The organism is Enterococcus sp. AMC1623, from assembly GCF_058216495.1.
The window spans coordinates 1,413,405-1,426,924 of record NZ_CM177096.1 but is presented as its reverse complement, the minus strand read 5'-3'; the positions used below and the strand labels follow the sequence as shown (position 1 = coordinate 1,426,924).

At 36.0% G+C, this 13,520-nt stretch carries 12 protein-coding genes; all 12 read left to right on the top strand.

All coding sequences use genetic code 11. From position 1 onward, the window contains the following. Positions 1 to 4 precede the first annotated feature (4 nt). On the top strand, positions 5 to 553 hold the full coding sequence (locus AC4BC7_RS07055; RefSeq protein WP_207941183.1) for a CvpA family protein: 549 nt from the start codon (positions 5 to 7) through the stop codon (positions 551 to 553). An 84-nt stretch (positions 554 to 637) separates the two neighbouring features. Beyond that, positions 638 to 3,004, top strand: coding sequence for an endonuclease MutS2 (locus tag AC4BC7_RS07050; RefSeq protein WP_490504232.1), 2,367 nt, complete (start codon positions 638 to 640; stop codon positions 3,002 to 3,004). Between the two features lie 81 nt (positions 3,005 to 3,085). After that, positions 3,086 to 3,400, top strand: a complete 315-nt coding sequence (trxA, locus tag AC4BC7_RS07045) for a thioredoxin (RefSeq protein ID WP_207941181.1) — start codon at positions 3,086 to 3,088, stop codon at positions 3,398 to 3,400. 290 nt (positions 3,401 to 3,690) lie between these two features. Continuing rightward, positions 3,691 to 5,472: an excinuclease ABC subunit UvrC gene (uvrC, locus tag AC4BC7_RS07040; protein WP_490504231.1), complete on the top strand. Its 1,782-nt coding sequence runs from the start codon at positions 3,691 to 3,693 to the stop codon at positions 5,470 to 5,472. Positions 5,473 to 5,613: 141 nt separating this feature from the next. Further along, positions 5,614 to 7,113 carry an ABC transporter substrate-binding protein/permease gene (locus AC4BC7_RS07035; protein ID WP_490504230.1) on the top strand — a complete coding sequence of 500 codons (1,500 nt, stop codon included), beginning with the start codon at positions 5,614 to 5,616 and terminating at the stop codon, positions 7,111 to 7,113. A gap of 15 nt (positions 7,114 to 7,128) precedes the next feature. Beyond that, positions 7,129 to 7,863, top strand: coding sequence for an amino acid ABC transporter ATP-binding protein (locus AC4BC7_RS07030; RefSeq protein WP_490504229.1), 735 nt, complete (start codon positions 7,129 to 7,131; stop codon positions 7,861 to 7,863). A gap of 23 nt (positions 7,864 to 7,886) precedes the next feature. Continuing rightward, a complete protein-coding gene (locus AC4BC7_RS07025) occupies positions 7,887 to 9,020 on the top strand; it encodes an aminotransferase class I/II-fold pyridoxal phosphate-dependent enzyme (RefSeq protein ID WP_490504228.1) in 1,134 nt (377 codons plus the stop codon). A gap of 12 nt (positions 9,021 to 9,032) precedes the next feature. Continuing rightward, positions 9,033 to 10,079 (top strand): ornithine cyclodeaminase family protein, encoded by a 1,047-nt coding sequence (locus AC4BC7_RS07020; protein ID WP_490504227.1) that lies wholly within the window; start codon positions 9,033 to 9,035, stop codon positions 10,077 to 10,079. A 142-nt stretch (positions 10,080 to 10,221) separates the two neighbouring features. After that, entirely contained in the window at positions 10,222 to 10,527 is a 306-nt protein-coding gene (locus AC4BC7_RS07015) for a PadR family transcriptional regulator (RefSeq protein WP_207941173.1), read from the top strand. Between the two features lie 19 nt (positions 10,528 to 10,546). Continuing rightward, positions 10,547 to 11,224, top strand: a complete 678-nt coding sequence (locus tag AC4BC7_RS07010; RefSeq protein ID WP_490504226.1) for a DUF2812 domain-containing protein — start codon at positions 10,547 to 10,549, stop codon at positions 11,222 to 11,224. A 22-nt stretch (positions 11,225 to 11,246) separates the two neighbouring features. Further along, a complete protein-coding gene (locus tag AC4BC7_RS07005) occupies positions 11,247 to 12,146 on the top strand; it encodes an ABC transporter ATP-binding protein (protein WP_207941170.1) in 900 nt (299 codons plus the stop codon). After that, positions 12,139 to 13,392, top strand: a complete 1,254-nt coding sequence (locus AC4BC7_RS07000; protein ID WP_207941168.1) for an ABC transporter permease — start codon at positions 12,139 to 12,141, stop codon at positions 13,390 to 13,392. Before AC4BC7_RS07005 ends, AC4BC7_RS07000 begins: the two co-directional genes overlap by 8 nt. Positions 13,393 to 13,520 lie beyond the last annotated feature (128 nt).

Here is a 13,520-nt window from a genome sequence, read left to right as displayed (position 1 = left end):
TTGAATGATTGGATTTTTACTCTTTTTAATTCTACTTTTCGCTTTTTATGAAGGTGCTAGAAGAAGAACTACTTTACAATTGGTTTATTTTGGAGGTTTTGTTCTCTCTTATTGGGTTGCAAAACATTTTTACCAACCACTGGGGGAGAAATTGGAATTGTACGTTCCATATTTATCTGTTTCGCCAGACACTAAAATGGTTTTTTATAGCCAAGAACTGTCGTTTGATTTAGATCAAGCCTATTATGCAGGAGTGGCGTTTATTACTTTAATGGTTCTCGGTTGGTTAGTTACAAAACTAATTGGCGTAATCTTAAGAGATTTACGTTTTAGAAATAGTTTATTTGAATATGATTGGGTGGTTGCAGGTGTTTTGAATGTGATGATTGTCTACACATTTATTTTCTTAGTTTTATTCCTGTTAACAACTATTCCATTCGATGCTATCCAACAGTTATTTGAAAAGAGTGGATCAATGAGGTTTATCATTGAAAAATCTCCATTCCTATCAAAACCATTCTATCAACTATGGATCACAGATATTATTCGCTAAAAAAGTAGAGCAGCTGTGTTGTTAATCAACCCTGCTCTCTTTTATTGGCAACAAAATGAATGAAGAAATGTAGGTGAATAATGAATGAATAAACGGATTTTAGAAACACTAGAGTTCAATCAAGTAAAACAACAGATTTCGCAATATTTAGTGACTGCCCAAGGACAAGAAGAATTGCGTGATTTATTGCCCGTAACAGATATACAAGTCATTACTGCTTGGTTAGAAGAAACAGAAGATGGGATTAAAGCGCAACGTCTGCGTGGCGGAATCCCTGTACCTAAAATTGAAAATATTCGTCCCCATATGAAACGAATTGAGATTGGGGCGGATTTGAATGGTATCGAATTAGCACAAGTCTCACGAGTTTTATCAACAACGAATGAAGTCAAACGTTTTTTAGAAGATTTACGTGATAGCGAAATTGAATTTCAACGTTTGTACGATTGGGAAGAACAGCTGACGACGTTACCTGAATTAAGTCGTCGATTAAAAACCGCAATTGATGAAGATGGACGTGTGACTGACGATGCTTCATCCGAATTACGAATCATTCGTGGCAATATTCGTCGTAGTGAACAAACGATTCGAGAGAGTCTTGATAATATTGTCCGTGGAAGTAATGCTCGTTATTTAAGTGACGCGATTGTTACTATGCGTAATGAACGTTATGTAATTCCTGTAAAACAAGAATATCGTGGGATTTTTGGAGGTGTTGTTCATGATCAAAGTGCTTCAGGACAAACCTTATTTATTGAACCTCGTCAAATCGTCGAATTAAATAATCGATTGCGTCAGCACCAAATTGCAGAGCGTAATGAAATTTCTCGTATTTTATCTGAATTGTCTGCGGAATTAGTTCCGTATCGTAAAGATATTCTTCATAATGCGTATGTTATTGGAAAATTTGATTTTATGAACGGAAAAGCACGCTTTGCAAAAGAACTAAAAGCTGTTGTTCCAGCGATTAGTGAAGAAAATCATGTCTTATTTAAACAAGCGCGTCATCCATTAATCGATCAAGAAAAAGTCGTAGCAAATGATATTTTGATTGGAGACGAGTATCAAGCAGTTGTAATCACCGGTCCGAATACAGGTGGTAAAACAATTACTTTAAAAACACTAGGTTTACTACAATTAATGGGGCAATCTGGTTTGCCTATTCCTGTTGATGAAGAAAGTCAAATGGGAATTTTTAAAGAAATTTTTGCCGATATTGGCGATGAACAATCAATTGAGCAGAGTTTGTCTACATTCTCTTCACATATGACCAATATCGTTGCGATTTTAGATAAGGTAGATAGTGACAGCTTAGTTTTGTTTGATGAATTAGGTGCGGGGACTGACCCTCAAGAAGGGGCAGCTTTAGCCATTGCAATTTTAGATGAAATTGGAGCAAAGTCTGCTTATGTCATGGCAACAACGCATTATCCTGAATTAAAAGTCTATGGTTATAACCGACCTAAAACAGTGAACGCTTCAATGGAATTTGATGTGGATACGTTAAGTCCAACTTATCGTTTACTAATCGGTGTTCCAGGCCGTAGTAATGCCTTTGAGATTTCAAAACGACTTGGCTTGACAGGTCACATTATTGATGCGGCCAAACAAATTATGGACGGCGAAAGTCAAGATTTGAACGACATGATTGCCGACTTAGAAAATCGTCGTAAAATGGCCGAAACAGAATATTTGGAAGTTCGTCAATATGTTGATGAAGCCCAACGCTTGCATAAAGAATTACAGGATGCGTATGGTTATTTCTTTGAAGAACGTGAAAAAGAACTAGCGAAAGCGCGTCAAAAAGCCAATCAAATTGTAGAAGAAGCGAAAGAAGAATCCGAGAAAATTATCTCAGATATTCGTAAGATGCAATTAACAGGTGGACAAGCTCGCGTAAAAGAACATGAGTTAATTGATGCTAAAACACGTCTTTCCGATTTACATCAAGAAGAAAACCATTTGAAGAAAAACAAAGTCTTGAAAAAAGCCAAACAAGCGAAAAAGTTAAAAGCAGGCGATGAAGTTCTAGTAACTTCTTATGGACAACGTGGTGAATTGATTAAGCAAACCTCAAATGGACAATGGGAAGTTCAACTAGGCATTCTAAAAATGAAAGTTGATGAAGCAGATATTCAACCTGTTGCCCCTGTAAAAGAACCGGTTCAACGAATTGTGAATACTGTTCGTTCAGCAGATAGTTCTCATGTCTCCAATCAATTAGATTTACGTGGCAAACGTTACGAAGAAGCATTAAATGAAGTCGACCAATATTTAGATGCCGCAATTTTAGCTGGTTATCCCCAAGTAACAGTCGTTCATGGAAAGGGAACCGGTGCTTTACGCCAAGGAATCATTGAGTATCTAAAAAATCATCGCAGTGTAAAAAGTTATGAATTTGCTCCAGCAAACCAAGGTGGTAATGGAGCAACAATCGTGAAATTTAAATAACTTATCAAGAGTAAGCAAGATAGTTTTCAAGTGTAAATGAAGATGCTATACTTTTGATATTGAATATTGGAGGTTACAAAAATGGCAAAAAATATTACAGATGCAACATTCGCTGAAGAAACAGATAAAGGTTTAGTATTAATTGACTTTTGGGCAACTTGGTGTGGACCTTGCCGTATGCAAGCACCAATTTTAGAACAATTAGCTGAAAATTATGATGAAGATGAATTCAAAATCGTAAAAATGGATGTTGATGAAAACCCAGAAACACCTGCATCATTTGGTGTAATGAGCATTCCAACGTTAATCTTGAAAAAAGACGGCCAAGTCGTTGATAAAGCAATCGGTGTCCAAACAAAAGAACAAATCGAAGCAATGATTGCACCACACATGTAAGAAAGAGAACCTGAGATGTATGACACATCTCAGGTTTTTTACTGCGAATCACTATGATTCGCCGACTGAAAGGAGAGCGAGAATAGCTGATGAGCAGTACTAGTCGAACGAAGCGAGAGTAGTTACCCGTAAGGAATCACTATGATTCGCCGACTGGAAGGAGAGCGAGAATAGCTATTATTTTACTTTATCACAGCAAGCATTAAACAAATTTACATAAAACTAAAACACTACGAACGGATGTTCCGATGTGCTATAATAATACAGAAAGAACGGAGGATGTCGTTTGCATGAATGAGCAAATTAAAAATAAATTAGCCTTATTACCTGATCAACCTGGATGTTATTTGATGAAAGATAAAAATGGCACGATTATTTATGTCGGAAAAGCGAAAATTTTAAAAAATCGTGTCCGTTCTTATTTTACCGGAAGTCATGATACCAAGACGGAGCGTTTAGTCAGTGAAATTGAAGATTTTGAATATATTGTAACGGAATCTAACATTGAAGCATTGTTGTTGGAGATTAATCTAATTAAGAAAAATGATCCTAAATACAATATCATGTTAAAAGATGATAAAACGTATCCGTTTATTAAAATTACGAACGAAGCTTATCCACGACTGTTAATTACTCGTAAAGTTTTAAAAGATAAAGCACTTTATTTTGGCCCGTATCCTGATGTGCGTGCGGCAAATGAAACGAAAAAATTATTAGATCGGTTATTTCCCTTACGCAAATGTAAAGTATTGCCGAAAGAAGTTTGCTTATATTATCATATGGGACAATGTTTGGCACCGTGTGTCTTTGATGTACCTAAAGAAACTTACACAGAGATGGTAAAAGAAATCAAGCAGTTTTTAAGTGGCGGCCATAGTCAGATTCAAGCTGATTTAGAAGCTAAAATGAATGATGCTGCAATGAATATGGAATTTGAAAAAGCTGCGGAATATCGTGATCAAATTCGAGCGATTGAAACTGTTATGACTCGCCAAAAAATGACTCAAACAGATTTGATGGACCGAGATGTGTTTGGTTATTCAGTAGATAAAGGCTGGATGTGTGTACAGGTATTTTTTGTACGCCAAGGAAAGTTAATTGAACGCGATGTGTCTATTTTTCCTTTTTATAATGAAGCAAGCGAAGATTTTCTAACGTATATTGGTCAATTTTACCAAGAAAATGAACATATTATTCCCAAAGAAGTCTTGATTCCGGATGACATTGATCAAGAAAGTGTGCAAGCACTACTGGAAACAAAAATTTTACAGCCCAAACGTGGCGAAAAGAAGAAACTCGTCGAATTAGCGAGCAAAAATGCCAAGGTTGCTTTATCTGAGAAATTTGATTTAATCCAACGCAAGGAAGAACGAACGATTGGTGCTGTTGAGAAATTGGGCAATGTCATGGGCATTCCGACGCCAACACGGATTGAAGCATTTGATAACTCAAATATTATGGGAACGGATCCGGTTTCGGCAATGGTTGTTTTTATTGATGGGAAACCTGCTAAAAATGAATATCGTAAATATAAAATTAAAACGGTCAAAGGTCCCGATGATTATGCGTCCATGCGTGAAGTGATTTATCGCCGATATGCTCGTGTTTTAAAAGAAAATCTGCCATTCCCCGATTTGATTATCATTGATGGTGGCAAAGGACAAGTAGATGTTGCGAGAGATGTGTTAGAAAATCAATTAGGTTTAGATATTCCAATTGCTGGTTTAGCCAAGAATGATAAACACAAAACGAGTGAAATGTTATTTGGTTCCGAATTAGCAGTGGTGCCTTTAGAACGTAATTCAGCGGAATTCTTTTTACTTCAGCGGATTCAAGATGAAGTGCATCGGTTTGCAATTACTTTCCATCGCCAACTACGTAGCAAAAATAGTTTTTCATCTCGTTTAGACGGAATTGAGGGCTTAGGACCTAAACGAAAGAAAATGTTATTAAAAGAATTTAAATCTCTGAAAAAAATTCAAGAAGCAACAATAGAAGAGCTACAAGCACATGGATTACCAGAAAAAGTTGCTCAAAATGTCTATCATGAATTACATCAAGAAGAAAGCTAGCTTTTGAAGCTGGCTTTTTTTTTCTTGGCAAAAATTCAGAAAATTAAAACATTTCCTTGAAAAAGTTGTTGAAAATGAACTATAATACGAGGAAGGAAAATGAATAATTATAAAAATATTCATTAATTAGGAGGTTTACCTATGAGAAAAAAGGTAATTGGTTTAATAGGTATGTTAGTGGTTTTTCTACCTATGTTATGGAGTGTAGATGTTTTTGCACAGACAGATGATTCATTACAAAAAGTCTTAGATCGTGGGACATTAATAGTAGGAACATCAGCAGATAATCCACCCAAAGAATACATTCGTATGAACAATGGGAAAGAAGAGATTGTTGGATTTGATATTGATATTGCTAAGAAAATTGCTGAAGAATTAGGTGTAGAATTAGAAATTACCAATATGAAATTTGATGGATTGGTACCAAGTGTTCAAGCGGGTGAATTTGATATGGCCTTAGCTGGATTTAATCCGACACCTGAACGAAAAGAAGTTATTAGTTTTTCAGATAGTTATCATAATTTGCCTTTTGTTATTTTGACAACTAAAGATAAGGAAGAGCAGTTTACGTCACTTGACTCACTAACAGGCAAAGAAGTAGCGGCTCAAAAAGGTTCAACACAAGAAACAATTTTACATGACTACATTGGTCATGCACATCCAGTTTCTTTAGGGAAGTTGCCTGAAGTAATTGCCGAAATCAATGCTGGAACGGTTGATGCGGGCGTTGTGGGTTACTTAGCTGCACGAAATTATTTGGATATTTATCCGAATCTTGTGATTGCTGATATTGAAATTGAGGTACCAGAAGAAAAAACAGCACAATCAATTGCTTTTCCAAAAGAAAGTCAAACATTGATTACGGAAGTCAATCGAATTATTGCTGATATGCAAGAAGAAGGCTTGATTGAAGAACTTCTCGAAAAAAATATTGAAGAAGCCAAAGCAGGCGATATCGATTCACGGAGTACCTTGCAAATTTATGGCCCACTTTTCTTAAAAGGTGCGTTGACCACAATAGGTGTAGCTTTTGTCTGTGTGATTGCAGGAACATTATTAGGAATATTGGTGGCATTATTACGTCTATCAACGAATAAGATTATCAGTAGTATTGCTTATTTTTATATTCAAGTCCTACGAGGCACACCAGCCTTGCTACAAGTCTTTATCTTTTATTTTGGTCTATCTACGTTACTGAAAATCCCAGCGATTCATATTTGGGATATTAATATTGCTCGATTGATTCCTGGTTGTATTGCATTATCCATTAATTCAAGTGCGTATGTTGCTGAGATTATTCGTTCAGGAATCAATGCAGTGGATAGTGGACAAATGGAAGCCGGCTATTCACTTGGCTTAGATCGCCGAACAACAATGAAAGAAATCATTTTGCCGCAAGCAATCCGTAACATTCTACCCGCTTTAGGAAATGAATTTGTATCGATGATTAAAGAGACTTCACTTCTATCAGTAATTGCCGTATCCGAATTAATGTTTGTTGCCGATACCGTTAAAGCAGCAACTTATCGTACAATGGAAGCATTATTGATTGCAGCCGTTATTTACTTCATTATTACATGGAGTGTTTCTTGGTTAGTCTCACGATTTGAAAAAAGACTAGCCCGTTCATCAAAAATTTAGAAGGAGATGAAAGAAATGACAGAGTTGATTAAAGTAGTTGATTTGCATAAAGCATTTGGTGATAACCAAGTATTAAATGGAATTGATACAACCATCCAAAAAGGAGAAGTCGTAGTAGTCATCGGTCCTTCTGGTTCAGGAAAGAGTACATTTTTACGTTGTTTAAATTTATTAGAAGTGCCGACAAAAGGGTCGATTATTTTTGAAAATCAAGAATTAACTGATCCAAAAATTGATATTTTTAAAATTCGCGAAAAATTAGGAATGGTTTTCCAATCCTTCAATTTATTTCCGCATAAAACAGTAATGGAAAATATTTGTTTAGCACCGGTAAAAGTTGGCTTGCGAACACCTGACCAAGCAAAAGAAAATGGGATGCGTTTATTGAACCAAGTGGGTCTAGCTGAAAAAGCTGATGCGTATCCTAATTCATTATCTGGTGGACAAAAACAACGGATTGCGATTGCTCGAGCACTTGCAATGGATCCAGATGTGATGTTGTTTGATGAACCTACTTCTGCCTTAGACCCTGAAATGGTTGGCGAAGTATTAAATGTTATGAAAGATTTAGCTAAAGCTGGAATGACAATGGTAATTGTGACGCATGAAATGGGATTTGCCAAAGAAGTGGGCGACCGCGTATTATTTATGGATGGTGGGAAAATTGTTGAAGAAGGAACACCAGAAGCATTATTCGATCAACCATCTCATCCAAGAACCATTGATTTCTTGAGTAAAGTATTACATTAATTAAAGATTGGAAGTAATAAAACATGTATATTAAACCATTTGGCGTTGAACGCTGGTTAAACATTTATGAAACGGAAGTGGATTATAATTTAACAAGTACGTCGATTATGCCATTTTCGTTACAAGAATTAATTCAACTAACTGGTGAAGATGAACAAAAAGTAAAAGAAGATATTTTCTCACGTAAATTAAATTATGGTGTTATTGAAGGTCATCCCGATTATCGTGCTGGAATTGCACAACTTTATGATACTATCTCTCAAGAGCAAGTTATCTCAACACATGGTGGAGTGGGAGCTTCGCATTTGACGATGGTGACGGTGATTGAACCTGGTGATCATGTAGTAGCAATTTTACCTGCGTACCAACAAATCTATTCTGTTCCCGAATCAATTGGTGCAAAAGTGGATTATCTGTTTTTAGAAGCGACCCCGACAGGATATACCATCGATTTGGATAAATTAGCTGCATTAACGACTGATCAGACCAAAGCAATTGTGTTTAATAATCCTAATAATCCTACAGGCGATGTGGTGAGTGACGAACATTTACAACAAATGGTAACCATTGCCCGTCAGCATGATGCGTATCTGATTTGTGATGAAGCCTATCGTGGGCTAACTCACAATGTTGGTTTTTCGGCATCAGTGGCTGATTTATACGAAAAAGGAATAAGTTTGGGAAGCATGTCGAAAGCCTTTGCCTTAGCTGGTTTGCGTTTAGGTTGGATTGCTTCTCAAGATCAGTCATTTATGGAAGCTGTTCACATTCATCGTGATTACACGATGATTAGTAATGGTGGAATTGATGAATACATTGCGGCACTAGCGTTAAAACATAAAGATGTGGTACATCAACGAAATATGGCGATTACAACTGCGCGTGCTGAAATGTTTACAAAATGGATTGATAGTGAGCCTAAATTATCATGTACACCATTTAAAGGTGGTACGGTGGCATTGCCTTCATACGAAAGTTCACTGAATTCTGAAGAGTTTTGCCGTCGAGTGATTGAAGAGCAAAGTGTTTTATTAATGCCCGGTTTTGTTTTTGATTTAGAAAAATGTTTTCGTATGGGTTATGCCAGAGAACCAGAAGAGCGTATGATTGCTGGTTTGGAACGTTTATCTGATTTTCTTGCAAAATTAGATAAATAAAGGAGAATTATTGTGAGTAAAATTCGTGTATTAAGTCAACAAATGGTGCAACAAGTGTTGTCACCAAAACAAACTATTGCGACAGTTGAAAAAGTATATCGTAGTAAAGCTTTGGAAAACAGCACTCTATGGCCGATGATTTTTTATGAATTTGAACCAGGTGTCGCTGACATGGATATCAAATCGGGTTACATGAAAGAATTAGCCATTTACGGCTTGAAATTAGTTTCTTGGTATGGTGAAAATCCGAAGAAAAATCTACCTGCTTTATACGGAACCACAATGCTATTTGATAGCGAAACAGGACAACCGATTGGCTTAGTGGATGCAGGATATATTACAGGTGTCCGTACAGGTGCTGCGGGGGCCATTGGTAGTAAATGGTTAGCCAGAGAAGACGCAACGACTTTGTTAATGGCTGGCACAGGACACTTGGCATTGTTTGAAATTCTTAGTCATATGATTGCAGTCCCTCGAATTCAAAAAGTGATTATAAGTAGTCCACGTGATTCAGATTCAGCAGAAAATTTTGCGACAACTTGTCGCAAGCAGCTGTTGAATTTAGTTGAGTCGAGTCCCTTGATTGACGAGCTACCTGAAATAATTGAGCATATTCAAACAATTGAGATTGTGACGTTGCCATTAAAAGAGGCTGTGCCAATCAGTGAGATTATTGTGACTGCGACACCTGCTAAAGAGCCTTTTATCAAAAAAGAATGGCTTCAACCAGGGACCCACATTAGCTGTATGGGAGCTGACATGGGTGGCAAGCAAGAAATTGAAACGGCTATTATAGAATCAGCTCGGATTTTTGTCGATGACTTGAATCAATCGATGACGGTTGGGGAATTAGAAATACCTATTCAAAGTGGCAAAGTGCAACCTGAACAACTAACCGAAATTGGGCATTTATTGTTAGGACAAGTAGCTGGGCGGCAATCAGCCGAAGAAATTACAGTTTTTGATTCAACAGGAATTGCTTTACAAGACTTAGCAGTGACAAAACAAATTTTAGACACTGCAGCAGAAAAAAATATCGGACAAGTCGTCGAATTATAAACCAAAGCTAGCAATCTTTTGAAAGATTGCTAGCTTTTTTGGTATTTTTCCTCATGTTAGTTGTCAATTGACAAAAAATATATCACTTGCTAATATATCATTAAGTGATATATCGGATGATGATATAGGTGAGGTGATTAAGATGGATGAAACATTAACAGATTCCACCTATTTAATTTTATTAGCTTTATTAAAACCGCAACATGGTTATGCCATTATGAAGGAAATAACTGTTTTAACAGAAGGAAAAGTTGAGATTGGACCTGCAAGTATGTATACCATCTTAAAAAAACTAGTAAAAAGTGAATGGATTCGATTAGAAGAAAGCTCGGATCGTAAAAAGATTTATCATATCACACCAAAAGGAATTGATGTGTTAAAAAAAGAAGTCCAACGACGAAAAATATTTTATCAAGCAGGTGCAAAAATGTTGGAACAATTTGATTAGTGTTGGGAGGGGATTGACGTTGAAGCAGAAATATTTATATAGCTTAGGTGTTAGCTTTTATGCTGAAAAAGAAATGTTAAGGCTGGCTAAGCAAGCACGTAAAGGATGGCAATTTGTCAAAATGAACCAATTAGGATTTTTGGTTTTTGAAAAAGCACCCATTCAAGAGAAACAATTTGCGATTGATTTTTATACAGGAAATCAAACACAAGAAGAAATAGATGAGTATTTAGAAATGTATGAAGCCAGTGGTTGGACCTATTTAAGCAATTATCACAAAAGATATTTCTATTTTATGGCTGACCCAGACACGCCTAATATTTTTTCGGACAAAGCAAGTTATGCAGAACGTCTAGAAGTAGAGCAAAAATGGCTGTTTAAAAATTCATTTAAAACAACTATCGTAGGGTTTATTATCTTAGCGTTAGTAACTATTTTGTTATCTTACCAACTTGTAGAAAAGAATTTTTTTAGCGGTCTTTTTATCGGAGCTGGAATAGGATTATTTTTCTTTCCACTTATTTATTTTATCGGAGGACGTGTAATGCGTTGGCGATATAAAGATCGTTCAGAATTTTTTAGCAATCCTGAAGAATTTGCTAAGAAGCAGCGTTTTTGGTTAGATACATTATTTAACTTATTATTAGGTGCGATTCTTGGTGGATTAATCGGTTTTATTTTTGGGTATTTTTTCTGAGAGAACTAGAGGAGGAGTTAATATGTTAGAAGCAAAGCATTTAGTCAAAAAATTTGGCGAATACAAGGCAGTCGATGATTTGTCGTTTCAAATTCAAGATGGCGAAATTATGGGATTAATCGGACAAAATGGCGCGGGAAAAACGACGACTTTTCGTTTGATTTTAGACTTTTTACGAGCAGATCGTGGGGAAGTCTTATGGAATGGGCAACCATTAAGTGCCAAAGATTACAATGTAATTGGTTATTTACCAGAAGAACGCGGATTATATCCGAAAGTTTCGATTCAAGATCAATTAATTTATTTTGCTAAATTAAGAGGAAAAACTAAAAAAGAAATTGAACCTAAAATTGATGAATGGATGGATAAATTTCAAGTAAAGGGAAAAAAGACGGATAAAATTAAATCTTTGTCGAAAGGGAATCAGCAAAAAGTGCAATTGATTTCTACCTTAATTCATGAACCTAAATTAGTCATTTTAGATGAACCGTTTAGTGGCTTGGATCCAGTAAATGCGGAACTTTTAAAAGACGGTATTATCGAATTAAAATCAAAGGGCTCATGCGTTATTTTTTCAAGTCATAATATGGATAATGTGGAAAAAATATGTGATCATTTGATTATGTTACGTAATGGTGCGATGGTTTTAAACGGGAAAGTTCATGAAATACGTGAATCATTTGGACGAACCAAAGTTTTTTTGGAATCTAGTCTAAACAAAGAGTCTATTGAACAAATGAAGGATATTCAACAAGTTAAAACACGTGAAGATGGCTCGTTGGAGATTACTTTAAGCAACCCTGAAGCTGGTAAAGAATTATTCAATCTAGCAACCGCAGATGGTTATATTCCAATGTTTAATCAACAACCACCGACGCTAGAAGAAATCTTTAAATTGAAAGCAGGTGACATCAATGAATAAATTTTGGGTGATTGCAAGCGATGTTTACAAAAAGAATGTAAAATCAGTCTCATTTTTTATTATGTTACTGGTACCATTTATTATTGGCGGATTGGCTTATGCAGGTGGGCAATTTGCTAGTCGTGCAAGCGATGTTGATAAAATTGCGATAGTTTCTGATCAACAAGAGTTAGCTGAAGCGATGGCTCAAACAGCAAACGAGGCGTATAAGTTTGTGGTTTTAGATTCCCAAGCAGATGCGGAAAAACAAATGAGTGAAGAAAAAATCGATGCCTTTCTTGTATTACATGCAACAGATACTACGGTTAAGGGAGAGTTGTTCAGTGAATCCAGTTTAGGACAAGCAACTGAATTAACCTTACAACAAATTTTATCTAGTATTCAAGGCTCTGCTCGCGCACAACAATTAGGTTTAACCACTGAACAAGTAGCAAGTCTTAATCAACCAGCCGAATTTACGAAGCAAAAAGTAAACTTTGACGACAATGGTAAAATGATGATTGGGGAAGACAATAGTGCCGTCCAATACATTATTAGTTTTGGTGGGACGATTCTTTTATTTGTTTTTATCATGACCTATGCGGGAATTATTGCTCAAGAGATTGCTTCTGAAAAAGGCACTCGTATCATGGAGGTAATCTTATCAAGTACACGCGCACAAACACATTTTTATGGTAAATTATTTGGAATTTTATTAGTTGCCTTAACACAAATGGTGGTTTATGCAGTAGCTTTTGCCATTAGTTATAATTGGGTAAAAGATATGGAAGTGGTAAAAACATTCTTAGCCAACATTTCATTGCAAGCTATTTTAGGCAACTTTTTAATCTTTACATTAATTTTTGTTTTATTAGGTATTTTCATTTATGCTGTTTTAGCAGCTCTATGTGGCTCATTAGTCAATAAAGCAGAAGATACCTCGAAAGTTATTTTACCAGTTACGTATCTATCATTAGGTGGTTATATGCTTGGAATCATGTTGGGCGCAATGGATCCTAATAATATTGTGATTCGTGTGACCTCATACATTCCGTTCTTATCGTCTTACATTATGCCAATTCGCTTGGCAAATGAGACAGTTGGTATTGGCAGTGCGTTAATTTCGGTAGCAATTTTAATCGTTGCAACGATTGCGTTAACACTTGGTTGTGCCAAAATGTATAAATCAAATGTATTAGTTTATAATGATAACGGTATTCTAGCGACATTGAAACAATCATTCCGTTTAATGAAAAGTCAAAATTAATTGAAAAAGAAGCGATAAAAACAAGATGGAACTACCCGAACTTTTATAGTTCGGATAGTTTATTAGGAAAGAGGCTTGAATCACAGCCTCTTTTTTGTTCGTCTAAATTTCGTTTTTTCGGTACAATA

Bases quoted from the DNA above. Each gene is read 5' to 3' on its own strand.
- AC4BC7_RS07055 (WP_207941183.1), top strand. From the start codon at position 5: ATGATTGGATTTTTACTCTTTTTAATTCTACTTTTCGCTTTTTATGAA.
- AC4BC7_RS07050 (WP_490504232.1), top strand. From the start codon at position 638: ATGAATAAACGGATTTTAGAAACACTAGAGTTCAATCAAGTAAAACAA.
- trxA (WP_207941181.1), top strand. From the start codon at position 3,086: ATGGCAAAAAATATTACAGATGCAACATTCGCTGAAGAAACAGATAAA.
- uvrC (WP_490504231.1), top strand. From the start codon at position 3,691: ATGAATGAGCAAATTAAAAATAAATTAGCCTTATTACCTGATCAACCT.
- AC4BC7_RS07035 (WP_490504230.1), top strand. From the start codon at position 5,614: ATGAGAAAAAAGGTAATTGGTTTAATAGGTATGTTAGTGGTTTTTCTA.
- AC4BC7_RS07030 (WP_490504229.1), top strand. From the start codon at position 7,129: ATGACAGAGTTGATTAAAGTAGTTGATTTGCATAAAGCATTTGGTGAT.
- AC4BC7_RS07025 (WP_490504228.1), top strand. From the start codon at position 7,887: ATGTATATTAAACCATTTGGCGTTGAACGCTGGTTAAACATTTATGAA.
- AC4BC7_RS07015 (WP_207941173.1), top strand. From the start codon at position 10,222: ATGGATGAAACATTAACAGATTCCACCTATTTAATTTTATTAGCTTTA.
- AC4BC7_RS07005 (WP_207941170.1), top strand. From the start codon at position 11,247: ATGTTAGAAGCAAAGCATTTAGTCAAAAAATTTGGCGAATACAAGGCA.
- AC4BC7_RS07000 (WP_207941168.1), top strand. From the start codon at position 12,139: ATGAATAAATTTTGGGTGATTGCAAGCGATGTTTACAAAAAGAATGTA.